Source organism: Pseudomonas frederiksbergensis (genome assembly GCF_017114915.1).
GTDB lineage: Bacteria > Pseudomonadota > Gammaproteobacteria > Pseudomonadales > Pseudomonadaceae > Aquipseudomonas > Aquipseudomonas frederiksbergensis_I.
Genome location: NZ_JAAUOE010000002.1, coordinates 181,056 through 203,215 on the forward strand (window position 1 = coordinate 181,056; position 22,160 = coordinate 203,215).

At 59.8% G+C, this 22,160-nt stretch carries 21 protein-coding genes; 9 read left to right on the forward strand and 12 right to left on the reverse strand.

Going from position 1 to position 22,160, the window contains the following annotated elements:
* The first annotated feature begins 602 nt into the window (after window positions 1–602).
* Window positions 603–1,529, forward strand: coding sequence for a LysR family transcriptional regulator (locus tag HCU66_RS02365; RefSeq protein ID WP_205886904.1), 927 nt, complete (start codon window positions 603–605; stop codon window positions 1,527–1,529).
* Here the strand turns inward: HCU66_RS02365 and HCU66_RS02370 are convergent.
* The 10 genes from HCU66_RS02370 to HCU66_RS02415 all read right to left on the reverse strand — a co-directional run bounded on the left by HCU66_RS02370 (window position 1,446) and on the right by HCU66_RS02415 (window position 10,764).
* Entirely contained in the window at window positions 1,446–1,763 is a 318-nt protein-coding gene (locus HCU66_RS02370) for an AzlD domain-containing protein (protein ID WP_007939492.1), read from the reverse strand. The two genes, HCU66_RS02365 and HCU66_RS02370, sit on opposite strands and share 84 nt — an antisense overlap.
* Entirely contained in the window at window positions 1,742–2,458 is a 717-nt protein-coding gene (locus HCU66_RS02375) for an AzlC family ABC transporter permease (RefSeq protein WP_205886905.1), read from the reverse strand. Before HCU66_RS02375 ends, HCU66_RS02370 begins: the two co-directional genes overlap by 22 nt.
* The gene (locus HCU66_RS02380; protein ID WP_205887079.1) at window positions 2,455–2,868 is read right to left on the reverse strand and encodes a GNAT family N-acetyltransferase; all 414 of its coding nucleotides are present in this window, start codon (window positions 2,866–2,868) and stop codon (window positions 2,455–2,457) included. Before HCU66_RS02380 ends, HCU66_RS02375 begins: the two co-directional genes overlap by 4 nt.
* Before the next feature lie 46 nt (window positions 2,869–2,914).
* Window positions 2,915–3,661 carry a 2OG-Fe dioxygenase family protein gene (locus HCU66_RS02385; RefSeq protein WP_205886906.1) on the reverse strand — a complete coding sequence of 249 codons (747 nt, stop codon included), beginning with the start codon at window positions 3,659–3,661 and terminating at the stop codon, window positions 2,915–2,917.
* Window positions 3,662–3,883: 222 nt separating this feature from the next.
* Window positions 3,884–4,279, reverse strand: coding sequence for a nuclear transport factor 2 family protein (locus HCU66_RS02390; RefSeq protein ID WP_205886907.1), 396 nt, complete (start codon window positions 4,277–4,279; stop codon window positions 3,884–3,886).
* 17 nt (window positions 4,280–4,296) lie between these two features.
* Window positions 4,297–4,968 carry a DsbA family protein gene (locus HCU66_RS02395; RefSeq protein ID WP_205886908.1) on the reverse strand — a complete coding sequence of 224 codons (672 nt, stop codon included), beginning with the start codon at window positions 4,966–4,968 and terminating at the stop codon, window positions 4,297–4,299.
* A 232-nt stretch (window positions 4,969–5,200) separates the two neighbouring features.
* The gene (locus HCU66_RS02400; protein WP_205886909.1) at window positions 5,201–5,413 is read right to left on the reverse strand and encodes a hypothetical protein; all 213 of its coding nucleotides are present in this window, start codon (window positions 5,411–5,413) and stop codon (window positions 5,201–5,203) included.
* Between the two features lie 249 nt (window positions 5,414–5,662).
* Window positions 5,663–6,769 (reverse strand): agmatine deiminase, encoded by a 1,107-nt coding sequence (gene aguA, locus HCU66_RS02405; protein WP_205886910.1) that lies wholly within the window; start codon window positions 6,767–6,769, stop codon window positions 5,663–5,665.
* A 4-nt stretch (window positions 6,770–6,773) separates the two neighbouring features.
* Window positions 6,774–7,652, reverse strand: a complete 879-nt coding sequence (gene aguB, locus HCU66_RS02410; RefSeq protein ID WP_205886912.1) for an N-carbamoylputrescine amidase — start codon at window positions 7,650–7,652, stop codon at window positions 6,774–6,776.
* Between the two features lie 199 nt (window positions 7,653–7,851).
* On the reverse strand, window positions 7,852–10,764 hold the full coding sequence (locus HCU66_RS02415) for an aminotransferase (RefSeq protein ID WP_205886914.1): 2,913 nt from the start codon (window positions 10,762–10,764) through the stop codon (window positions 7,852–7,854).
* A gap of 177 nt (window positions 10,765–10,941) precedes the next feature.
* Here HCU66_RS02415 and rfbC point away from each other — a divergent pair, with 177 nt between their 5' ends.
* From rfbC to HCU66_RS02435, 4 genes are all read left to right on the forward strand, one after another.
* Window positions 10,942–11,487, forward strand: coding sequence for a dTDP-4-dehydrorhamnose 3,5-epimerase (gene rfbC / locus HCU66_RS02420; protein ID WP_205886916.1), 546 nt, complete (start codon window positions 10,942–10,944; stop codon window positions 11,485–11,487).
* A gap of 106 nt (window positions 11,488–11,593) precedes the next feature.
* Window positions 11,594–13,402, forward strand: a complete 1,809-nt coding sequence (locus HCU66_RS02425) for a sensor histidine kinase (protein WP_205886918.1) — start codon at window positions 11,594–11,596, stop codon at window positions 13,400–13,402.
* Complete coding sequence (locus tag HCU66_RS02430) at window positions 13,399–14,793, forward strand: sigma-54-dependent transcriptional regulator (protein WP_205886920.1); 1,395 nt, start codon at window positions 13,399–13,401, stop codon at window positions 14,791–14,793. The genes HCU66_RS02425 and HCU66_RS02430 overlap by 4 nt, the downstream gene beginning before the upstream one ends.
* Window positions 14,794–14,833: 40 nt before the next feature.
* Window positions 14,834–15,289 (forward strand): thioesterase domain-containing protein, encoded by a 456-nt coding sequence (locus HCU66_RS02435; protein ID WP_205886922.1) that lies wholly within the window; start codon window positions 14,834–14,836, stop codon window positions 15,287–15,289.
* A 104-nt stretch (window positions 15,290–15,393) separates the two neighbouring features.
* Here the strand turns inward: HCU66_RS02435 and cysQ are convergent, their stop codons facing one another.
* Window positions 15,394–16,227: a 3'(2'),5'-bisphosphate nucleotidase CysQ gene (cysQ, locus tag HCU66_RS02440; RefSeq protein WP_205886924.1), complete on the reverse strand. Its 834-nt coding sequence runs from the start codon at window positions 16,225–16,227 to the stop codon at window positions 15,394–15,396.
* On the reverse strand, window positions 16,224–16,790 hold the full coding sequence (nudE, locus tag HCU66_RS02445; RefSeq protein WP_205886926.1) for an ADP compounds hydrolase NudE: 567 nt from the start codon (window positions 16,788–16,790) through the stop codon (window positions 16,224–16,226). Before nudE ends, cysQ begins: the two co-directional genes overlap by 4 nt.
* 208 nt (window positions 16,791–16,998) lie before the next feature.
* Here nudE and yrfG point away from each other — a divergent pair, with 208 nt between their 5' ends.
* From yrfG to HCU66_RS02465, 4 genes are all read left to right on the forward strand, one after another.
* Window positions 16,999–17,661 (forward strand): GMP/IMP nucleotidase, encoded by a 663-nt coding sequence (gene yrfG / locus HCU66_RS02450; RefSeq protein ID WP_205886928.1) that lies wholly within the window; start codon window positions 16,999–17,001, stop codon window positions 17,659–17,661.
* 201 nt (window positions 17,662–17,862) lie between these two features.
* Entirely contained in the window at window positions 17,863–18,750 is an 888-nt protein-coding gene (locus HCU66_RS02455; RefSeq protein WP_205886930.1) for a LysR family transcriptional regulator, read from the forward strand.
* 94 nt (window positions 18,751–18,844) lie between these two features.
* Window positions 18,845–19,684 (forward strand): formate dehydrogenase accessory sulfurtransferase FdhD, encoded by an 840-nt coding sequence (fdhD, locus tag HCU66_RS02460; protein ID WP_205886932.1) that lies wholly within the window; start codon window positions 18,845–18,847, stop codon window positions 19,682–19,684.
* Window positions 19,681–22,029: an FdhF/YdeP family oxidoreductase gene (locus HCU66_RS02465; RefSeq protein ID WP_205886934.1), complete on the forward strand. Its 2,349-nt coding sequence runs from the start codon at window positions 19,681–19,683 to the stop codon at window positions 22,027–22,029. The genes fdhD and HCU66_RS02465 overlap by 4 nt, the downstream gene beginning before the upstream one ends.
* Window positions 22,030–22,160: the final 131 nt, after the last annotated feature.

Below are 22,160 nucleotides of genomic sequence, written 5' to 3' on the forward strand. Positions count from 1 at the left end.
CCTCCTTGGATGTGCGATGTCTTGATTTCAGACTAGTACAGATACGAATAGAGATGAAACTTTAATTCGTATACGTATTAGCCTTCACACAGATTTTTCGCAGCCTGGAAAGGCGCCGACACACGGTCCAGCGCACACGTTGACACCCACACTATAGGGGCACAGAATTTAATCGAGAGCGCGAAACCGACTGCCTTCAGGTGGCAATAGTCGGCGTAGGAACCCCGCTGTTGACCTGGACATCAGCGCTCGGTGAGACCTCTTCTCCCCTGCTTGAGGGAGCACAATATCAAGCACCTTTTCATGAAAGCAGCCTGATCAGGCTGCTTTTTTTTGCCTTGGGAAAAGGTTTCGTTGATAGACCAACACCCAAAAAACGCCCACACCTGCCCATCCGGGCCATTTCCTTGACCCCGATCAGCCACCCCCCGCCAAAAACCTCGATCCTGCGTCAGCCTCCAGCCATCGGACGCGGAATCATTTCGCTACTAAACTCGGGACAAGCATGCTCTGGTGCAGGATCATAGCCAGCACGCGACCGACGCCCACCCGGCGGCCAGGTACACAACAATAGCCAGCCCACTTTAGAGGGCATTACCCCCATGGATAGCAGAACCTTACGCAACCTCATGCGCATCGTGCAGACCGGCTCGTTGTCGGCGGCGGCAGAGCATTCCTGTTTGACGGTGCAGGCGTTGGCCGCACAGTTGAACAAGGTCGAAGAGCAGTTCGGTTTTCGGTTGTTTCGTCGCTCCAACAAGGGGCTGACCCTGACAACCCAGGGCACGGAGCTCACGCCCTATATGGACAAAGTATTGGTCGCCACGCGCCAACTGGAAGAAAAAGTCGCCGCGCTCAAGGTACCCGGGCAGCGCACGCTCAAGGTTGCGCTTAATACCACGCTCGCAGCTGACTTCAACCGGCGAATGATCGGACGCCTCATCGAGGTGTTTCCTGATTATCAGCTGGAATTCAGCTACGCCGAGTCGATGGAAAACCTCAGCAAGTTGAAGAATGAGGACTTCGACCTAGCCGTACTGATCGGGCCACAGCAGCCGGGGTTACCCAGCATTGTCCTGCCCGATGTACAGGTGCAGGTGGTCGGTGCTCATTGCGGTCAGGAAAACGATCCGCTGATGCTGCTCGGCAATAAGCTTCAGGTTCGACCAGCCGACGATTGTCCGTATTCCCACAGCTTCTTGCGCTTTCTCGACGCCGGCCTTGGCAACTACGAGTCAGGCAAGCGGATGATCTATTCCTGCAGCGAGACCCTGACCCTGTCGTTGATCACACAAATGGACGGCCTCGGCATGGTTTCCCGCGAGGCGGCCCTGCGTAACGGCCTGACCATTTTCCCGGGTTTCGAGGACTCCCTCGAAGTGCGGCTGGCGATCAATAACCCCGAGTTGTCAGGCCAGGCCTTGAACGACGTGGTCGATCTGCCGCTACATGAACGAGCCGAGCGCAATGTACGCAGCCGTTCCCACCGCAACGGAGAGAAAGAGGTTTTTGCTGAAATACGCACATAACAGCGTCGGAATGGCCGCATAAAATTCCGGGCGATCGAGCTGTACATGCTGATCCTTGATCAACAGGGGCGTGAGGCTGATGGCAGCGACGATCGCCACCGGCAGGTATTCCAGCGCCCGGGCGACCAGGGGTGGCCAATGGTCGGTGTTGACCTGCAGCGGCAACGCGCGCGGCAGGAATGTCACGGCCATCATCAGCGCGACGACCAGGATCAGGAACGTTTGGTCAGGCATACACCCACTCCGCAGCCCACGAATGTGGCGATGAACACGTTGAAGGGGGAGCTGCCGATCAGGCTCAGGACACCCATGCAGGCGACCGCGGCCAGTGCGGCGATCAGTTTGTTGCGGGTGTTGCACAGCGATACCAGCACGTAGAGCATCATCGCGGTCAGCGCATAGTCGAGCTGGTATTTGATCAGGTGCGCCGCGTACTGCGCGCAGATCGCCCCCAGCAAACCGCCGAGCACCCACGAGGTGTGGCAATACAGATTGAAGCCGATCAGGTAACGCACATTGACCGGCGAGCCCTTGCCCAGTTTGACGCTGTGGAAGGCGAACGATTCATCGGTCAGCCCACCTGCATAACACCAGCGCTCCAGGCGACTGAGCCCCATCGCTTGCAGGGCCTTGGCCATGTAGACCGACATCAGCATGTGCCGCGCATTGATCAGAAACGTGGTGAGGATGATGGTGGTCAGCGACGCACCACTGGAGATCAGCGCCAGGGCGGCGAACTGCGAGGCGCCGGCGTAGACGAACAGGCACATCGCGACCGGCAGCCACACGGGCAACCCGGCATTGACGGCCATCAAACCAAACACGAACGACACCGTGAAGTAGCCCGCAACCACCGGGCTGGCTTCAGCAAACGTGCGCGAGGGCTGGGGCTCGACCATCAGCGGCTGGCTGCTGGACGTCTCATTCATAGGTCCCTCTCAAAGGTCGTTTCGCCGCGCGGCTCGCAAAAGCCCTGGGCACTCCAAAAACGTTTGCCGGCAAGGTTAGCATCGTCGACGAACAGGAACATGCGCAGCACGCCCACCCGTTTCATGTCCGCCGAGGCCGCTTCCACCAGGCGCTGACCGACGCCCTGGCTGCGATACAACGGGCTCACTGCCAGGTGATTGATGGTGCCACGGCTGCCGAGCATGCCACCCAACACCGCGCCGACCACTTCGCCACAGACATCGAGCGCAAGGAACGCGGTGGTGGTTTTCTGCACCAACACACCGCGCAGGCATTTGGCGTCCTGCCATTCACAGAACGACACTTCTTCGAATTGCCGAAAGAAGCACTCCAGGCGCTGGGCATCCTTGGCCGTCGCGCGTCGCAGCATCACCGGTGCAGGGCACTCGGCGATGCTCATCATGGGATCGAGCTGTTCAGCGAACAATGTCGAAAGCGGTCCCGGGCCGCGAGAAGGAAATGGCCAGAATCTGCCGATAGGCCATTTCGTGAGCATGGATGTTGCGCGCAGGTGTCACGTAGTGACGCATATCCCGATCGAGGAAATAGGTAGTGTCGAGGATTTCCAGATAGGTCGTAGCCGCCAACTGTTCCTCTTGGGCCGAATACAAACGGCTCTCCGCCCCATCCACGTTGTTGCGGCCCCAGAAATGCACACCGCTGAACGGATAACCGTCGCAGTGAATACCTTCGGGGGTGATTTCCAGTTGCTTGCCCGGCTTGATCTCGATGCGGATCTGATGGATCTGGCATTGCCAGATTTCGTCGTGCAACTCCGACGGCAATACGTGTTTGTACACCTCGAAATCCGCGTCGACGAGGCTGCGCATCACCGGCGAATTGATGACTTCATTGGAGAAATCCTGGAAGTGCCGCTCCAGTCCGCCGACGTAGCTGTTGTTGGCCTTCGATTGCACGTAGGCGCGGTGTTCCAACTGCTTCAAGTCACGGGTGACCGGGTTGTATTCGAAATCGCTGTAGCGACGAAAACGCATGCCCGCATCGGCCTGGCCGTAATAACTGTCCGGCTCCATGTTTTCCCAACTTTTAGTCAATCTGACGAAGTCGGAAAAATGACCGAAGAGATTGAAGTCGGCTCCCTGGACGTTGACATATTTGTCGCGTCGTAGCGATTCGCCCACTTCTCTGTTCAAAACGATCATTACTAGGTCTCCGCTGCATTTAGCGGCTTAATCTAGTAGCTGTAGAAATTACGGCCCATGAGAAAGAATTTCAGGCATATCAAGCGTTGCTTGAAACGCAGGATGAAGTTGCTTCAATTCGACTTTTTACGATCGAAAACAGTCGTTTTCAGTGTTTTCTTACGATCATGAGGCGAAAAAAAACCGAACCCGTCGGGGTTTCTATCGACTCTGAACAACTCTTCACTTGTCAGCGACAGCCAATTGCACGATATGGCTGTCGACGAATTGTTCGAAATGGGTGACTTTGCCGTCGGCCAGAGTCCACAAGTGAGCAACTCGGGCGTTCATCGCACGGCCGGTGGCTTTGTAGATGCCGCTGTAATTGCCGTAGGCAAATACCTGGTCGTCCTGGGCGACATAGTTCTCGACCTTGAACTGAAAATCTTCCCACTCCGTGGCCAGGCGCTTGAAGACGTTTTCGACGATAGCGTCGAAGCCGACGTAGGTCCCGGCATACGGAAAACCCGCCGCTTCGGTCCAGCGCGCGTCATCGGCCAGCGCCGCGGCGGTGTTGCGCGCGTTCTCCTGGGAGTTGGCACCTTCGTAAGTGCTTTTGATCAGGCTCAGGTTATCCATGATGACTCCAGATGAATTCAATGGGCGCAGCCGTCGAGACCACAAGCTTGAAACACGGATGAAGACTCCTTTGCCGGGAGTGACTGGCTCAACCAGTGGGCGAACGCTTGCGGCTTGCCAAGCCAGGGGCCGATATCGACCAGGGTGAACTGGCCATCCTGTTCCAGCGCGAAGGTCGGAAAGCCCTGACCGCCGACACGGGCCAGGAGTCCGCGGCTGTCCTTTATATGGCGATCAGTGTCGGCTTCATTAAATGCCTGTTGGAACGTCTCAGGTTCAAGACCCATTTGTATAGCGAGTTCCAGCAGAACGGCTTCGTCAGCGATGCGTCGACCTTCCACATAATGGGCCGTCTGCAAACGCCCCAGCAATGCTAGTCCGCGTCCAGCAATCTGCTCGGCCGCCAATACGGCGGCAATCGGCGGCGTGGAATCGAACACCGCCGTTTCATCGCACAGCAGACCTTCGAAATAGGCCTCGCCAAACGGCTGGCCGGTGTACTCGGCGATGCGTCGGTCGTGGGGCATCACATAGTTGCGCAGTTGTGGCGAAACAGTCTGGCGATTGGCGCCGGTCATCATGCCGCCGCCGTGGGCAATCACCGGCAATACGGCTTGAGCGGCCTGCACCAATGGCTTGGCACCGTAGCACCAACCACACAATGGGTCGTAAATGTAATGAAGGATCATGGGAAGACTCCGGCAACAACGTAGGAAAACTCAATGCCGGCAGATTAGTCCCCAGACAGTTTCTGAAAAACGCTGGAATGGCTTTCAGTCTGTTTCATGAATCGGTCGAATGAGCTTCGTGACCGGCAACTACAGCTTTTAAGGGCAAGATCTTGCAGGCGTAAATTTTCCAACAGGCATAAAAAAGCGCCGCCTTCCCGGCAGCGCTTTTATCAATCCGTTGTTTTTCTTCTTATCCTTCCATCACATCCCACAATGCTTCCAGTTCCGCCTCGCTGAATAAACCAGCAGGGTAGCGCTCGATCATCATCCGGCGCGGATCAGGCTCTCTGATCTGACGCGTTCCATTGGACTTCAACCACTGCGCCAGAGCCTGGAGCGATTCGCTGTTAATTGCCAGGGGATGCAGTGCCCGCTCGCTCACTACGTTCATTTCGGCGTTCATCTCAGCGCTCTCTCCCGGTTTGTGAGCGGCTAACTTATCCAAGGTTTATGACAGAACATCGAAGTTCTCTCCCTCCCCGTGTTGCCTCAGCGAAGATACAAGAGCTGTGCCAATGTTTTCGAAGTGTCGATAAGTGGATACAAAAAAACCCACAGTCCTGATGGGCTGCGGGTTTTCTGTGTAATAACGAGGATAAACCTTTGCTCAATCGATTTTTCAATCAACTTAAGCTGTTACGACCTCACTCACTCACGCCTTGTGCGGTGCGGGCTGTTGTTGGGTAAGGCAGTGGATGTTACCGCCCCCCAGTAACAGTTCCCGACCCGGCACCATGACCACTTCGTGTTGCGGGAACAGGCTCTGCAAAATCTCTTTGGCCGGACCGTCCAGCGGGTCGTCGAAGCTCGGCGCGATAATGCCGCCGTTGACGATCAGGAAGTTCACATAAGAGCCGGCCAGACGAACAGTCGGATTGCGCTCCTGAGTACCGTCCACCGGGTCCACACCTGCGCACTCTTCTTCGGTCGCATACAGCGGCCCCGGAATCGGCATTTTGTGCACCGTAAATGAGCGTCCCTTGGCATCGGTACTGTTTTGCAGCACGTTCATTGCCGCCTGGCAACGCGGGTAGTTCGGGTTCTGCGGGTCGTCGGTCCAGGCCAGCAGTACTTCGCCCGGACGCACGTAGCAGCAGAAGTTATCCACATGGCCGTCGGTTTCGTCGTTGAACAAACCGTCCGGCAGCCAGATGATCTTATCCACAGCCAGATTGGCGCAGAGCACCGCTTCGATTTGCTCACGGCTCATGTGCGGGTTGCGATTGCGGTTGAGCAGGCACTCTTCGGTGGTGATCAGGGTACCTTCGCCATCGACATGAATCGAGCCGCCTTCGAGCACAAAACCCTCGGTGCGGTAGCGCGGACTGCGCTCGATTTCGAGGATCTTGCCCGCCACCTGCGAGTCACGGTTCCACGGCGAATACAAACCGCCATCGAAACCGCCCCAAGCGTTGAAGTCCCAATCCACACCACGGACTTCGCCGCTGTTATTGATGACGAACGTCGGGCCGGTGTCCCGAACCCAGGCGTCGTCGCTGGACATCTCCACCACACGAATATTCGGCACATCGAGACGGGTGCGAGCGTTTTCGTACTGGCCAGCGGAAACCGCCACGGTCACCGGTTCGAATCGGGCGATGGCCTTGGCCACCGCCACGTGCGCGGCTTGCGCGGGTTTGCCACCCAAACGCCAGTTGTCCGGGCGCTCGGGCCAGATCATCCAGGTCTGGGTTTGCGTCGCCCATTCGGCGGGCATGTAAAAGCCGTCGGCGCGAGGGGTGCTGTTCAAAGTGGTCATGGCTTCAGGACTCCAGGGAACCGTCGAGGGTTTTGATCGCACTGTACAGGTTCGGACGACGGTCACGGAACGAGCCCCAGGCGCTGCGGATGTGTTCCAGCTCATCGAGGTCGAAGCGGTGAACCAGAATGCCTTCTTCGGTTTGGTTCAGCTCCTGGACTTTTTCACCAAACTGATTGGCGATGAACGACGAGCCGTAGAAAGTAATGTCGTAGCCATCCTGCTCTTCGTTGCCGATGCGGTTGCTGGCAATCAGCGGCATCAGGTTGGCGCCGGCATGGCCTTGTTGCACGCGCTGCCAGTGGTCGCGGGACAATATGGTCTTGTCGTGCGGCTCGCTGCCGATGGCGGTCGGGTAGAACAGGATCTCCGCGCCTTGCAGCGCCATGCTGCGGGCGCACTCAGGAAACCACTGATCCCAGCAGATGCCCACGCCGATTTTCGCGTAACGGGTATTCCAGACTTTGAAGCCGGTATCGCCCGGGTTGAAGTAATACTTCTCGTGATAGCCAGGACCATCCGGGATGTGGCTTTTACGATAAATCCCGAGGTTGCTGCCGTCGGCATCGATGATCGCGATGCTGTTGAAACGCGCCCGACCGGCCAATTCGTAGAAGCTGATCGGCAATACCACCTGCAGCTCTTTGGCAACTTTCTGGAAATGCTTGATGGCGACGTTGTCTTCAACCGTCGTGGCCAGCTGCAGGTAGTCCGGATTCGGCTTCTGGCAGAAGTACGGAGCCTCGAACAGTTCCTGGATCAGGATGATTTGCGCACCTTTGGCCGCGGCCTCACGGACCAGCTTCTCAGCGGTCTCGATGTTGGCTTCAAGGTCCCAGGAACAGGCCATCTGGGTGGCGGCGACGGTAACGATACGGCTCATGAATCATCTCCTGGGCAAGTGCTTGAGGGTCGAGTGTGGCATCGACCGATGACAGAAATGGGAAGCACCGGGCGTGGTTCGTCCACGGCGCGGGCAGTCGCGACTTTATAGCCGATAAAAATCGGCTTTAAAAGCGATAAACATTCATTCCGTCAAAAATATTTCACTTAAACCCGATAACAATCGATATTCACGATACCTACAAACCCTCATCCAACACCTTCGACAGCATGTCCACGAAGAAATCCACACTCTGACGCGAGGTAACCATCGGCGGTTTGATCTTGAGGATGTTCAGGTAATCGCCCGTCGGTTGCATGAAGATCCCCAACTCACGAAGGCGATCGCACAACGCGGTGGTTTCTTCGGTCGCCGGCTCAAGGGTTTCGCGATTGCGCACCAACTCCACGCCCAGATAGAAGCCGGAACCATGCACCGCTCCCACCAACGGATGCTGGTCGATCAAGGCTTCAAGGCGCTCCTTGAAATACCCGCCAACGACCTGGGCGTTTTCCCAGAGTTTTTCTTCCTCCATCACATCCAGTACTGCCATGCCGATCCGGCAACTGACCGGGCTGCCGCCGGCGGACGAGAAGAAGTACCCCTCGGCCTCCAGCGCCTCGGCGATTTCCCGGCGAGTGATCACCGCGCCCAACGGCTGGCCGTTACCCATGCCTTTGGCCATGGTGATGATGTCCGGCACCACGCCCTGCTCTTCGAAGCCCCAGAAGAATTTACCCATGCGGCCGTACCCGACCTGCACCTCGTCGGCGATGCACACCCCGCCCTGCGCGCGAACCAATGCATAGACCTGCTTCAAGTAACCCGGCGGCAGCGAGATACCACCGGCATTGCCATACACCGGCTCGCAGATGAAACCGGCGAGTTGGCGTTTCTGCCCGGCGATTTTTGCCAGGTTGTGTTCGACGCTGCGCACGTAGTCCGGCGCGCTGTCCGGGCCACGGAATTCACCGCGATAGGTGTTCGGCGCGGTCACCGGATGCACCCAATCGGGCCGGCTGCTCAAGGCTTTGGGGTTGTCGGCAATCGAGGTCGAGACCGCATCCGCCGCCACCGACCAGCCGTGATACGCCTCCAGCACGCTGAGCATGTCGCGACCGCCGCTGTAGGCCCAGGCCAGACGAATCGCCAGGTCATTGGCCTCGGTGCCGCTGTTGACCAGAAATACCCGGTCCATGTTGTCCGGTGCCAGCTTCAGCAAGCGCTCGGAAAATTCGGCAATCGCGGCATAGTGAAAACGCGAGTTGGTGTTGAGTAACGACCACTGCCGGCTGGCGACGGCGGCCATGCGCGGATGACCATGGCCCAGGACCGCGACATTGTTGAGCATGTCCAGGTAAGAGCGGCCCTGCATATCGATCAGGTGATTGCGCCAGCCACGCTCGATGCGCGGCGGATCGACGTAATAATGCTTCTGGGATCGGGCGAAACTGGCGTCGCGGCGGGCCAGCAATGCCTGCGGGTCGAGTTCTTCTTCTGCATCGCAGGCCAGGCCCAGCAACGCGGCCGGTGACGGACACAACGCCTGCCAGGCTGCGGCGCGTGAAGGTGTGCAAAATAACGGCGCATCGAGCTGAGTACTGCGGCACAACTGTACGATCAACGGTCCGCCGACCGAGCCCAGCACCTGGCCTTTGACCAATGCCGCGCCACTGCGCACCGATGGGGTTACACCCCACAACCGGACGCTGAGCTCTGGGCCGTCCAGTTGCAGCAGGCTCTGCCCTTCGATATGGATGACTCCGGCAAAAGGTGCTTCGACCGCCGTGCCGTCAGGCACTTGCAACGCCACATGCAATGGGAAAGTGTCCGGTTCGCTGGCACTGTCCGGTCGGGTTTGGGACAGACGATATTGGCCATAGCGACTGGCCGCCAATCCATGAGCAGCGGCGGCTTCCCTCAACAGACGCAGATCGATCCCTTGCTGCTCCCAGTTACCTGCCTCGAAGTGCGGGCTGAGCACGCCCAGATCGATCAAGGCAAACTCACGCCCCACCAGACTCGGCAACAATGGCGCGAAACTTTCACTGCCAATACTCGGCAGGCTTTGACCAACCGCGGTAAGAATCGCCGCCTCCATCAACTCCAACGGCACAGATGCGGCAACACGGAAAATTTCCCACTCATGGGTCAGGTTGTCGCGACTGTACTCATTGCCCGGATCGATGCTGACCTGCTGCTCGCCACTCAGCACCAGCACCGCCGAGCGGGCAACGATCAGCGGCCAGAGCGCCAGCAACTCTTCATGCTGCAACGGATTGACCGCGTGATAAGCCCGAACCGCCGGCAAAATGTAGAACGGATCGCCACCGGCATGGTGCAGCAGCGCGGCACAGGTCACCGACAGATCGGTGATCCGCCAGGTTCGGACCAGGTCGCCGAAATCGATGACGCCCTGCAACTGCCATTGGCGTTGCGCATCTCGCTGCCAGACCACGTTGTCGTCGGTGATGTCCATGTGAATCGCCTGCACCGGCAGCTTATCCACCAGCGGCAGCAAATGGCGCTCGGCCTGTTCGGCCGCTTCAGCCATCAGCGTTCGCTGTTGGTCATCCTTGATCACCGGCAGCAAATGCGCGATCAACGCATTGGCGTGGCGGGCGTCCCATTGAAGGGTGCGCTCAAGGCCAGGATGGTCGAAATCGGCCAGCGCCAGGTCCATCTCGCCGCAGAGCCGGCCGAAACCGGCGACCACTGAATGGTTCAGATGATCGAGGTGCGTCAGGGACTGGCCGTCAATGTAATCGAGCAGTCGCACATGCACCGCCTGACCGCCGATCTCCAGGGAGAGCAGGTCAACGCCATTTTTGGCCGGGATCACTCGCGGCACCTGCACGCCGGAATGCTCAGCCAAATGCTTGAGCCCTGCGTGTTGGGCTTGCAGCTCCAGCACCGAATAGTCGCCCCGGCAGATTTTCAGGACGAAACGCCCCTGCTCGCTGTCGACGCGGTAGTTGAGATCTTGCTGGCTACCCAGCGCCTGCAGCTGCCCGCTCAGCCCGTAATGTTCTTCCAGCAGCTCTAGCGCTTGCGCCGCAGACACGTGCGGGCTGGGCAGACTGGCGCGGTGAATCAACGTGGCGAGCGGCATACAACGACCCCTGAAATTTTATTAGGCGCTTATATCGCCACTGCCGGGGGCGATACGCAACCCCCTTCCCTGATTGGCGCGAATCCAATGCCCGAGCAACTCCCTTCACCGCACTCGCACCGGCCATCACTTTGCGTAAGAATGTCGGCCATCAACGCCTATTGCTGGAGAAACACCATGAATGTAATCACCACCGACCTGCCCGGTGTTCTGATCATCGAACCCAAGGTATTTGGTGACGAGCGCGGCTTCTTCTATGAGAGTTTCAACGCCAAGGCTTTCGAAGAAGCAACCGGCCTGAACACCCAATTCGTTCAGGACAACCATTCCCGCTCGCAAAAAGGCGTACTGCGCGGCTTGCATTACCAACTGGAAAACACTCAGGGCAAACTGGTCCGCGTCACCGTTGGTGAAGTATTGGACGTGGCGGTGGACATTCGCCGCAGCTCGCCGCATTTCGGCAAATGGGTCGCGGTGCGCCTGTCCGCCGACAACCATCGCCAGCTCTGGGTGCCGGAAGGTTTTGCCCATGGTTTCGTGGTGCTGAGCGATTTCGCCGAGTTCCTCTACAAAACCACCGACTATTACACCCCGTCGGCCGAGCGCAGCATTCGCTGGGACGACCCGGACCTGGCCATCGACTGGCAGCTGGACGAAGCACCGAAGCTGTCGGCCAAGGATCAGGCCGCCGCGTTCTTCAAGGACGCTGAAGTTTTTTCCTGAATTCCTGTCTGAATTTTCACCGCCAGCGTGCACTTGATCCCGGGTGCGCAGACTGCGCCCGCAAGCCTAGGCATAATGCGTCTGTACCCACAGGCGCTTGATGCTCATGACACCAACTCTCCCCCGCAGACCCCGCTGGCGCAGCCTGGCACTGCTTGCGCTGTGCCTGGCACCCTTGCTGTGGCCGCTGGAGCATCTGGCCGAGCGTTACTATCGCAGCGAGCTGGCCGGGCAGAACCGTCAGACCCTCGACCTCTACGTCGCCAACCTGCTCGGCACTCTGCACCGTTACGAAGTGCTGCCGCAGATTCTCGGCGACCTGCCCGCTCTGCGTGCGACGTTGGGCGCACCCGACGAAGGCGTGATTCAAGGCAATGCCAATCGCCTGCTCAAACACATCAGCGCCCAGACCGGCGCCGAAGTCATGTACCTGATGGACACCACCGGCAAGACGCTGGCGGCCTCCAACTGGGACAAACACGATAGCTTCGTCGGCCGCAATTTCTCTTTCCGTCCTTATTTCAGTGAAGCCATGGCCGGGCGCCTGGGGCGCTTCTTCGGCCTGGGCACCACCTCGGGCAAGCGCGGTTACTTCTTTGCTGCACCAGTACATGATCGCGAAAAAATCATCGGCGTACTGGTGGTCAAGGTCGACCTCGACCACACCGAAAGCCTCTGGGGCAAAACCCCGGAACAACTGTTGGTGACCGACCACAACGGCGTGGTCATCCTCACATCGCGGCCAGAATGGCGGTTCCGCTCGACCCGTCCATTGAGCGATGAAGAGAACGAGGCAATCGCCGCGATTCAACCCTATCCGACCCGCGACCCAAAGCCGCTGAGTCTCGACACCAATGCCTGGCTGACCCAAACCCGGCAGATCGAAGAAACCGGCTGGAGCGTCAGTATCCTCGCCCCGCGCACCTTGATCGACCGCCCGGTGCGCACGGTGGTGGCCATCGGCGGCGCAACGCTGCTGGTATTGATGCTGCTGCTCGGCCTGATGATGCAACGCCGACGCCATTACCTGGACCGGATCGCCTTCGAAGCCAAGGCCCGCCATGAACTGGAAGGCCGGGTCGCCGAACGGACCAGCGACCTCGAGAGCCTCAACCGTCGACTGAAACAGGAAGTGCTGGAGCGCGAACACGCCCAGCAGGAACTGGTGCGCGCCCAGGATGACCTGGTGCAGGCCGGCAAACTCTCGGCGCTGGGGACGATGTCGGCGAGCATCAGTCATGAACTCAACCAACCGTTGGCGGCGATCCGCAGCTATGCCGAAAACGCCGAAGTGCTGCTCGATCATGAGCGCACCGAGGATGCTCGCGGCAATCTCAAGCTGATCAGCGAATTGACCGGGCGCATGGCGTCGATCATCGCCCACCTGCGCGCCTTCGCCCGGCGTGATCGCCACGCCCCGGAAAGCGTCGCCCTGCAACCGGCGCTGGACGATGCGCTGGCGTTACTGGCCAAACGCCGACGGAGCATGGAAGTCGAGCTGATCCGTGACCTGCCGGCCGCCACCCTGTGGGTCGAAGCCGGGGAAACCCGTCTGCGCCAGGTACTCGGCAACCTGCTGGCCAATGCCCTCGATGCGCTGACGGAAAAAGGCCCGCCGCGTAAACTCTGGTTGAGTGCCGAATCCACCGCCAATGGCGTCAATCTGTACATCCGCGACAACGGCCCCGGGTTCTGCATGGAGGCGCTGGGGCGTGCCGGCGAGCCCTTCTACACCACCAAGACCCGCACTCAGGGGTTGGGCTTGGGGCTGGCCATCTGCGACACCCTGATGCGCGCCTTCGGTGGTGAACTGTCGTTCTCCAACCACAAGGAAGGCGGCGCCCTGATTACCCTGAAGCTGCGTGCAGGCGCACCGGGTGTGAGCCTGCAACCGTCCGAGGACCGAAGTGCATGACCATCGACAACCGCATCCAGGTCGTGTTGATCGACGACGATCCCCACCTGCGCCAGGCCTTGAGCCAGACCCTGGACCTGGCCGGCCTGAAGATCCTGCCGCTCGCTGAAGCCAAGGGCCTGGCCGGGCAACTGGAACGCGACTGGCCGGGCGTGGTGGTCAGTGACATCCGCATGCCGGGCATGGACGGCCTCGAACTGCTGACCGATCTCCACGCCCAGGACCCGGAGCTGCCGGTGCTGCTGATCACCGGCCACGGCGATGTGCCACTGGCCGTACAAGCCATGCGCGCCGGGGCCTATGACTTTCTGGAAAAACCTTTCGCCAGTGACGCCCTGCTCGACAGCGTGCGCCGTGCCCTGGCCTTGCGCCGGCTGGTGCTGGACAACCGCAGCCTGCGTCTGGCCCTGAGCGATCGCAACGAGCTGAGCGCTCGACTGGTCGGGCAATCGGCGCCGATGCTGCGCCTGCGCGAGCAGATCGGTGCGCTGGCAGCGACCAAGGCCGACGTGCTGATCCTCGGCGAAACCGGTGCGGGCAAGGAAGTGGTGGCCCGCGCACTGCACGATTTGTCGAGTCGACGTAACGGCCCGTTCGTGGCAATCAACGCCGGGGCCCTGGCCGAGTCGGTGGTGGAAAGCGAGCTGTTCGGTCACGAGCCCGGTGCGTTCACCGGCGCGCAGAAGCGCCGCATCGGCAAGTTCGAATTCGCCAACGGCGGCACATTGTTCCTCGATGAAATCGAAAGCATGAGCCTGGACGTGCAGGTGAAATTGCTGCGCTTGCTGCAAGAGCGGGTCGTCGAGCGGTTGGGCGGCAACCAGCAAATCCCGCTGGACATCCGCATCATTGCCGCAACCAAGGAAGACCTGCGGCAATCCGCCGATCAAGGGCGCTTCCGTGCCGACTTGTATTACCGCCTGAACGTCGCACCGTTGCGCATTCCGCCATTGCGCGAGCGGGGCGAAGATGCGCTGATGCTGTTCCAGCATTTCGCCGACGAAGCCAGCGCCCGCCACGGCTTGCCGCCCCACGAACTGCAACCGGGGCAACGGGCGCTGCTGCTGCGTCACAGCTGGCCAGGCAACGTGCGGGAACTGCAGAACGCCGCCGAACGTTTTGCCCTTGGCCTGGAACTGGCACTGGACAACAGCGCGCCGGATGGCGGAGTTGGCAGCACGGTTGAAGTGGTCAGCGGCGGCCTGAGCGAGCAAGTGGAGAACTTCGAGAAGAGTCTGATTGCCGCCGAACTGGCGCGCTCGCACAGTTCCCTGCGCAGCCTTGCCGAAGCGCTCGGCATTCCGCGTAAAACCTTGCACGACAAACTGCGCAAGCATGGCCTGAACTTCGCCGACAGCGGCGCCAGCAGCCACACTGACGAACTCGATTGAGCTACCGTCAAATCACCATCTTCATACAAGAGACCCCTGCATGAGCCGCGACAGTCGTCACCTGGAATCGATTCTCCATCACGACATTCCCCTGACGCGGGACATGGGCCTCAAAGTGCTCGACTGGCACGACCAACAACTGCGCCTGCACCTGCCGCTTGCGCCCAACGTCAATCACAAGAGCACCATGTTCGGTGGCAGCCTGTATTGCGGCGCAGTGCTGGCCGGCTGGGGCTGGCTGCATTTACGTTTGCGCGAAGAAGGCATCGAAGACGGGCACATCGTGATTCAGGAAGGGCAGATCAGCTATCCGCTGCCGGTCACCATGGACGCGACGGCGATTTGCCAGGCACCGAGTGCTGCCGTGTGGAGGAAGTTTGTGGCGATGTATCGACGCTATGGTCGGGCGCGGTTGACGCTGCATTCGCGGATTGTGAATTCAGCGAGTGATGAGGATGCGGTGAGGTTTACCGGGCAGTACGTCCTTCACCGATGACTGATCGTTCCCACGCTCTGCGTGGGAATGCCTCTAGGGACGCTCCGCGTCCAGTGACGCGGAGCGTCACGGGCTGCGTTCCCACGCGGAGCGTGGGAACGATCTTAATTGCGGGCCAACGCCAACAATTTCTCCCGCCAAGCCGCTTTGGCCGGCAGCGCCAGGAAGAACTCATTCAACAACGATTCCCGCGCCGGATAGCAGAACGGCTCACCGCTCAAATCCAGCACCTCGCCGCCGGCTCCTTCCAGTACGCCTTGAGCCGCGGCTGTGTCCCACTGCGAAGTCGGCGCCAAGCGCGGATAACAATCCGCCGCCCCTTCCGCCAGCAGGCAAAACTTCAGCGAACTGCCGATATTGGCCAGTTGCAGCTCACCCAGGCTGTCGCTCAATCCCGCAAGTAGCCGCTCCTGCTCAGGGCTCGAATGCCGACGACTGGCAACCACCGTGAAGGCTTCACCCGCAGCCGGAACCTCGCGCACCTGGATCGGCAACGGCTCGGCGCCTTTATCGCCACGCCAGGCGCCCAGCCCGGAACCGCCGGCATAAAAGCGCCCGTTGGTCGGCATCGACACCACGCCGAACACCACACGCCCCTGCTCGATCAGTGCAATGTTGACGGTGAACTCTTCGCTGCCGGAGATGAACTCCTTGGTCCCATCCAACGGATCGACCAGCCACCAGCGCTGCCACCCGGCGCGCACACTCTGAGGAATGTTGGCGTCCTCTTCGGACAGCACCGGAATGCTCGGATCCAGCGCCGTCAGCCCGGCCAGAATCACATGGTGAGCGGCCATGTCGGCGGCCGTGACCGGGGAATCATCGGACTTTGCCGTCACGGCAACATTGACCCGCCAGAATGGAAGAATCGCCTCGCCAGCCTGCAATGCCAGTTCAACCACCGGCGCCATCAACGGATGGGGGAAATTCAGCGTCATGGCAGGAATACCCCGCGCTGAGTCAGCAAATCACGGGCCAGATACAGCGCCGCCAAGGCACGGCCCTCAGTGAATCGCGGGTTCTGCGCCAACGCCGACAATTCACGCAGATTGATCTTGTCCATCCCCATCGGCTCGGGCTCGTCACCCTCCAGGCGTTCTTCGTACAGATCGGTGGCCAGCACCACCTGGATCTTCTGGCTCATGTAGCCAGGTGACAACGACAACTCAGTCAGATGCTCCAGCTGCCGCGCGCCATACCCGGCCTCTTCCTTGAGCTCGCGCTCGGCCGCCGCCAGCACGTCTTCGCCCGGCTCGATCAAGCCTTTGGGCAGGGACAGCTCGTAGGCATCGGTGCCGCCACAGTATTCCTCCACCAGCACCGCGTGATCCGCGTCGAGCATCGCCACGATCATCACCGCGCCATAACCGGCGCCTTTGCCGACCAGGCGCTCGTAGGTGCGCTCCACGCCATTGGAAAAACGCAACTTCAGCTCTTCGACGCAGAACAATCGGCTGGTGGCGACGATCTCGCGGGCAAGTACGGTGGGTTTCTGGCGCATAGACGGCTCCTTGGCGTAAGCGGGTTACTATACCCGGGCTATCGCTAATGCTGGGCAATTCATCTGGGAGTGGGCTTGCTCGCGAAAATGGCGTGTCAGTCGACGTTAATGTTGCCTGGCACACCGTCTTCGCGAGCAAGCCCGCTCCTACAGGGCCTATCCTGATTGTTTACCTCGGATATCTTTTTTACCGCTGGAGAAGTTTTTTATGTCCCTGCTGCCCTGGCGCGACATCGATACCGTTTTGCTGGATATGGACGGCACGCTGCTGGACCTGCACTACGACAACCATTTCTGGATGGAGCACCTGCCAAAGCGTTATGCCGAGCTGCACGGGGTGAGCCTGGCCATGGCAGAGCTGGAATTGCAGCCGCTGTTCGAACGCCATGCCGGTCAGTTGCAATGGTATTGCCTGGACTTCTGGAGCGCCGAGCTGAAACTGTCGGTGCGCGAGCTGAAACTGGAAACCGCGCACCTGATCGCCCTGCGCCCGGATGCAGACACTTTTCTGGCGGCGATCAAACGGGCTGGCAAACGCGTGGTGCTGATCACCAACGCCCACCGCGATTCGCTGTCATTGAAACTGGAAAAAATTGAACTGGCGCCATATTTCGAGCGGTTGATCAGCTCCCACGATTACGGTTTCGCCAAGGAAAACCCGCAGTTCTGGGATGCCTTGCAGGCCGACATCGGCTTCGACCCGGCGCGCAGTCTGTTTATCGACGACACTTTGCCGATCCTGCGCAGCGCACGCAATTTTGGCGTGGCACACCTGTTGGCCGTGAGCGAGCCGGACAGCCGTAAAGGGCCGAAGGACACGGCCGAGTTTGCGGCGGTGGGGGATTATCGGGAGCTCATCGCAGGGCTTTAGACCGAGTCGCCTGCATCGCGGGCAAGCCACGCTCCCACCGGATCTGTGTCGTTCGCATCCTTCGTGAACGACACCATTGCGGTATGGGTTCCAGACGCCCAAGACTAGACCAGCCTCTTAAAGTCCGGTTCCCAGCCGACCAATGACCCAACCCCGCGCAGGCGGTAGAATCGCAAACCTTGCCTGCGCCCTGGAGCGAAGATGGACATCAAGCAGCTCAAATTCCTCATCGCTCTGGACGAAACCCGCCACTTCGGCCAGGCCGCCGCACGTTGTCACATCACCCAGCCAACCCTGTCCATGCGCCTGCGCAGTCTCGAAGAAGAACTCGAATTGCCGCTGGTCAATCGCGGTCAACGCTTCGAAGGTTTCACCGCGCCGGGCGAGCGCGTGCTGGCGTGGGCGCGTACGGTACTGGCAGCTTACGACGGCTTGCAGGCCGAAGCGGCGGCCTGCCGCGGCAACCTCGTGGGTACGTTGCGCCTGGGCGTGGTGCCATTGTCGAGTTTCGACCCGGTGCCGCTGATGCAACGCCTGCACGCCGAACACCCGAACCTGCGCTTCGAACTCTCGGCCCTGAGTTCCGAGCAGATCCTCGAACAACTGGCAAACAACCGTCTCGACCTTGGCGTGTCGTACCTGGAGCATCTGGACGGCGAGCGTTTCGATTCCCTGGCCTTTAGCGAAACCCGCATGGGCTTGCTCTACGATCAGCGTTTCTTCAGTTTCGGCGAGGCGCCACTGAGTTGGGAGTCGCTGATTGAACTGCCCTTGGGCATGCTCACTAGCGGCATGCATTTTCGCCAGTCCATCGACCATAACTTTCACAGCCGTGGCCTGACCCCACAGCCGTTGCTGCAAACCGACGCGGTCCACCAATTGTTACAAGCGGTACACGGTGGTCTGTGTTGCGCGGTGATGCCGCTGGACAGCGGCCTCGAAAACCTCACCGATCATTTGCGACTGCAGCCCATCGAAAACGCCCGGACCCTTGCCCGGCTGGGGCTGATCATGCGTCGCAGCGCGCCGCGTTCGGCACTTGCAGAAGCCTGTTTCGCGATCTATCAGAAATCACTGACGGTCTCTTGATCGAGCCCATCTATCGGCAGATCAGTAATAGCGATTAGACACGACACATTGACGCGCATAGGCTTAAAGCTGACTAAACCGTCGGTGATGCCTAATGAACGCCAAGCGCCCTTCCGGCGCGGCGCCTGCTCTTGAAACGCCCGCGCCCGCCGCCAGCCAGACTTACAGTTACTGCAATCTTGAGTACACCGAATCGGCCAGCGCCGCACTGGCCGAGGAAGTCGCATTGGCGATCTCCTACAACGGCATCAGCCAGGCGGTCATGCTGGTGACGCCGACGGATCTTGAAGACTTCATCGTCGGCTTCAGCCTCGGCAGCGGCATCATCGAAGACGCTTCAGACATCTATGACCTGCAACTCAGCGGCACGGGTTCGGCGCAATATGCGCAAGTGACCATCGCCAACCGCGCCTTCTGGAACCTCAAGCAGCAGCGTCGGCAACTGGCCGGCACCAGTGGTTGCGGGCTCTGCGGCGTGGAAGCAGTGGAGCAAGCGCTGCCCGACCTCAAGGTGCTGCCCGGTGCGCCGCTGCCCCCGGCCCAATGGCTGGAGGGTCTGCGCCATCGCATCGGCGAATTCCAGCCGCTGGGCCAGCATTGCGGCGCGGTGCATGCGGCGGTGTTTATGAACAGTCAAGGCCAATTGCTGCTGGGCCGCGAAGACATCGGCCGACATAACGCCCTCGACAAACTGATCGGCGGGCTGATCCGCCAGAAAATCCCGACCACCGGTGGTCTGGCGATCGTCACCAGTCGTTGCAGCCTAGAGTTGATCCAGAAAGTGTTACGCGCCGGCATCCAGACCTTGGTCAGCCTGTCGTCGCCCACTAGTCTTGCCGTGCAATGGGCCCGTCGACACAACCTCAATCTCATCCACCTACCTCAGAAAAGTGCACCGAGGGTCTACAGCCCTGCGTTGGAGAATCAAGCGTGAGTCAACATCAACAAGCCGACCAGAAACCCGTTCCACGTTACAAGCCCTATAAGGGCGCGGCCGGTGGCTGGGGCGCGCTGGCCAGCGTTGCCCGGGCCTGGTTGACCAGCGACAACGCGTTGAAAAATCTGCGCATGATGCTCAAGACCAACAAGAACGGCGGGTTCGACTGCCCCGGTTGCGCCTGGGGCGATTCTCAGGAAGGCGGCATGGTGATGTTCTGCGAGAACGGCGCCAAAGCAGTGAACTGGGAAGCGACCAAACGGCGTGTCGATGGCAAATTCTTCGCCAGACACAGTGTCACCTCGTTGCTGGAACAGAGCGACTACTGGCTTGAATATCAGGGCCGCCTGACCGAGCCATTGAGCTACAACGCCGAAACCGATCGTTACCAACCCATTAGCTGGGAAGACGCCTTCGCGCTGATCGGCAAACATCTGCAGAACCTGTCGAGCCCGAATCAAGCCGAGTTCTACACATCCGGCCGCGCCAGCAATGAAGCGGCGTACCTCTATCAGCTGTTCGTGCGCGCCTACGGCACCAACAACTTCCCCGACTGCTCGAACATGTGCCACGAAGCCAGCGGTGTGGCATTGGCCCAAAGCGTCGGAGTCGGCAAAGGCACGGTGACCTTCGACGATTTCGAACATGCAGATGCAATTTTTGTCTGGGGCCAAAACCCTGGCACCAACCACCCGCGGATGCTCGAACCGCTGCGCGAAGCGGTGAAACGCGGTGCGCAGGTGGTGTGCATCAATCCGCTTAAAGAGCGCGGCCTGGAACGCTTCCAGCACCCGCAACACCCGATCGAAATGCTCACCAACGGCGACAAGCCGACCAACACTGCTTACTTCCGTCCGGCACTGGGCGGTGACATGGCGATCATGCGCGGCATGGCCAAGTTCCTGCTGCAGTGGGAGCGCGATGCGCAGAAGACGGGTGAGCCTGCGGTGTTCGACCACGACTTCCTCAATGAACACAGCGTCAACGTTCTGGAATACCTCGGCATCGTCGACGACACCCCATGGGAGCAGATCGTCGAGCAATCCGGCTTGCCCCTGGTGGACATCGAGCAAGCAGCGCGCATGTACGCCAAGGGCAAGAACGTGATCATGTGCTGGGCGATGGGCATCACCCAGCATCGCCATTCGGTGCCGACCATCCAGGAAATCGCCAACCTGATGCTGCTGCGCGGCAACATTGGCCGGCCGGGTGCCGGTCTGTGCCCGGTGCGTGGCCACAGTAACGTGCAGGGCGACCGGACGATGGGCATCAATGAACGTCCGCCGGTGGCGTTCCTCGACTCCCTGGAGCGGCGCTTCCAGTTCAAGGTCCCGCGTGAAAACGGTCACAACGTGGTCGAGGCGATTCACGCCATGGCCGAAGGCCGTTCGAAAGTCTTCATCGGCCTGGGCGGCAACTTCGCCCAAGCCACCCCGGACAGCCCACGGACCTTCCAGGCCTTGAGCAACTGCGACCTGACCGTGCAGATCAGCACCAAGCTCAACCGCAGCCATTTGGCCCACGGTAAAGACGCGCTGATCCTGCCGTGCCTGGGCCGTACCGACATCGATATCCAGACCGAAGGCGCCCAGGCGGTGACGGTGGAAGACTCCTTCAGCATGGTCCACGCCTCCAACGGTCAGTTGCAGCCGTTGTCGAACCTGATGCGCTCGGAGCCTGCAATCATCGCCGGCATCGCCGCCGCGACCTTGGGCAACCAACCGGTGGACTGGAACTGGCTGGTAGCCGATTACAACCGCATCCGCGACCTGATCGCCGACACCATCCCGGGTTTCCGGGACTTCAACGAGAAAATCCAGAACCCGGGCGGTTTCTACCTGGGCAGCAGTGCCGGCGCACGTCGCTGGAACACTCCATCGGGTCGGGCCAATTTCCGCCCGAACATCCTGCCCAAAGACCTGGTGCATGAACGCACCCGCGCCACCGGCGTGCTGCCCGACCTGATCATGCAGTCGATGCGCTCCCATGATCAGTACAACACCACTGTTTATGGCCTCAATGATCGTTATCGCGGGGTGAAAGGTCAGCGGGATGTGCTGTTCGTCAATGAGGCTGACATCATTCGCCTGGGCTTCAAACCGGGGCAGAAAGCAGACATCGTTTCAATCTGGGATGACGGTCGTGAGCGGCGGGTGAAGGGCTTTACACTGTTGGCGTTTGATATTCCTGCCGGGCAAGCGGCCGCTTACTACCCGGAAGTGAATCCGTTGGTGCCGCTGGAAAGCATCGGAGATGGCAGCCATACGCCGACGTCGAAGTTCGTGGCGATCCGGTTGGAAGCGGCGAGTGAGACGGGGTTGATCATGGCGAAGTCGGCTTAATTCAAGATCAAAGATCGCTGATACAACTACTATCAAACACCCACAAAAAAGGCCGTTTTTATATAAAAACGGCCTTTGATAAGTAGCTAAAGACCGGCGAAAAACACTTAAGTTCCGCCCAAAAAACAGCA

What these genes read in the sequence shown, in the direction of transcription:
- HCU66_RS02380 (WP_205887079.1), bottom strand. Translation starts at nt 2,868, where the DNA reads ATGCTGCGACGCGCGACGGCCAAGGATGCCCAGCGCCTGGAGTGCTTC.
- HCU66_RS02385 (WP_205886906.1), bottom strand. Translation starts at nt 3,661, where the DNA reads ATGATCGTTTTGAACAGAGAAGTGGGCGAATCGCTACGACGCGACAAA.
- HCU66_RS02370 (WP_007939492.1), bottom strand. Translation starts at nt 1,763, where the DNA reads ATGCCTGACCAAACGTTCCTGATCCTGGTCGTCGCGCTGATGATGGCC.
- HCU66_RS02365 (WP_205886904.1), top strand. Translation starts at nt 603, where the DNA reads ATGGATAGCAGAACCTTACGCAACCTCATGCGCATCGTGCAGACCGGC.
- HCU66_RS02430 (WP_205886920.1), top strand. Translation starts at nt 13,399, where the DNA reads ATGACCATCGACAACCGCATCCAGGTCGTGTTGATCGACGACGATCCC.
- HCU66_RS02390 (WP_205886907.1), bottom strand. Translation starts at nt 4,279, where the DNA reads ATGGATAACCTGAGCCTGATCAAAAGCACTTACGAAGGTGCCAACTCC.
- HCU66_RS02415 (WP_205886914.1), bottom strand. Translation starts at nt 10,764, where the DNA reads ATGCCGCTCGCCACGTTGATTCACCGCGCCAGTCTGCCCAGCCCGCAC.
- HCU66_RS02400 (WP_205886909.1), bottom strand. Translation starts at nt 5,413, where the DNA reads ATGAACGCCGAAATGAACGTAGTGAGCGAGCGGGCACTGCATCCCCTG.
- fdhD (WP_205886932.1), top strand. Translation starts at nt 18,845, where the DNA reads ATGAACGCCAAGCGCCCTTCCGGCGCGGCGCCTGCTCTTGAAACGCCC.
- aguB (WP_205886912.1), bottom strand. Translation starts at nt 7,652, where the DNA reads ATGAGCCGTATCGTTACCGTCGCCGCCACCCAGATGGCCTGTTCCTGG.
- rfbC (WP_205886916.1), top strand. Translation starts at nt 10,942, where the DNA reads ATGAATGTAATCACCACCGACCTGCCCGGTGTTCTGATCATCGAACCC.
- yrfG (WP_205886928.1), top strand. Translation starts at nt 16,999, where the DNA reads ATGTCCCTGCTGCCCTGGCGCGACATCGATACCGTTTTGCTGGATATG.
- aguA (WP_205886910.1), bottom strand. Translation starts at nt 6,769, where the DNA reads ATGACCACTTTGAACAGCACCCCTCGCGCCGACGGCTTTTACATGCCC.
- nudE (WP_205886926.1), bottom strand. Translation starts at nt 16,790, where the DNA reads ATGCGCCAGAAACCCACCGTACTTGCCCGCGAGATCGTCGCCACCAGC.
- cysQ (WP_205886924.1), bottom strand. Translation starts at nt 16,227, where the DNA reads ATGACGCTGAATTTCCCCCATCCGTTGATGGCGCCGGTGGTTGAACTG.
- HCU66_RS02395 (WP_205886908.1), bottom strand. Translation starts at nt 4,968, where the DNA reads ATGATCCTTCATTACATTTACGACCCATTGTGTGGTTGGTGCTACGGT.
- HCU66_RS02375 (WP_205886905.1), bottom strand. Translation starts at nt 2,458, where the DNA reads ATGAATGAGACGTCCAGCAGCCAGCCGCTGATGGTCGAGCCCCAGCCC.
- HCU66_RS02455 (WP_205886930.1), top strand. Translation starts at nt 17,863, where the DNA reads ATGGACATCAAGCAGCTCAAATTCCTCATCGCTCTGGACGAAACCCGC.
- HCU66_RS02435 (WP_205886922.1), top strand. Translation starts at nt 14,834, where the DNA reads ATGAGCCGCGACAGTCGTCACCTGGAATCGATTCTCCATCACGACATT.
- HCU66_RS02425 (WP_205886918.1), top strand. Translation starts at nt 11,594, where the DNA reads ATGACACCAACTCTCCCCCGCAGACCCCGCTGGCGCAGCCTGGCACTG.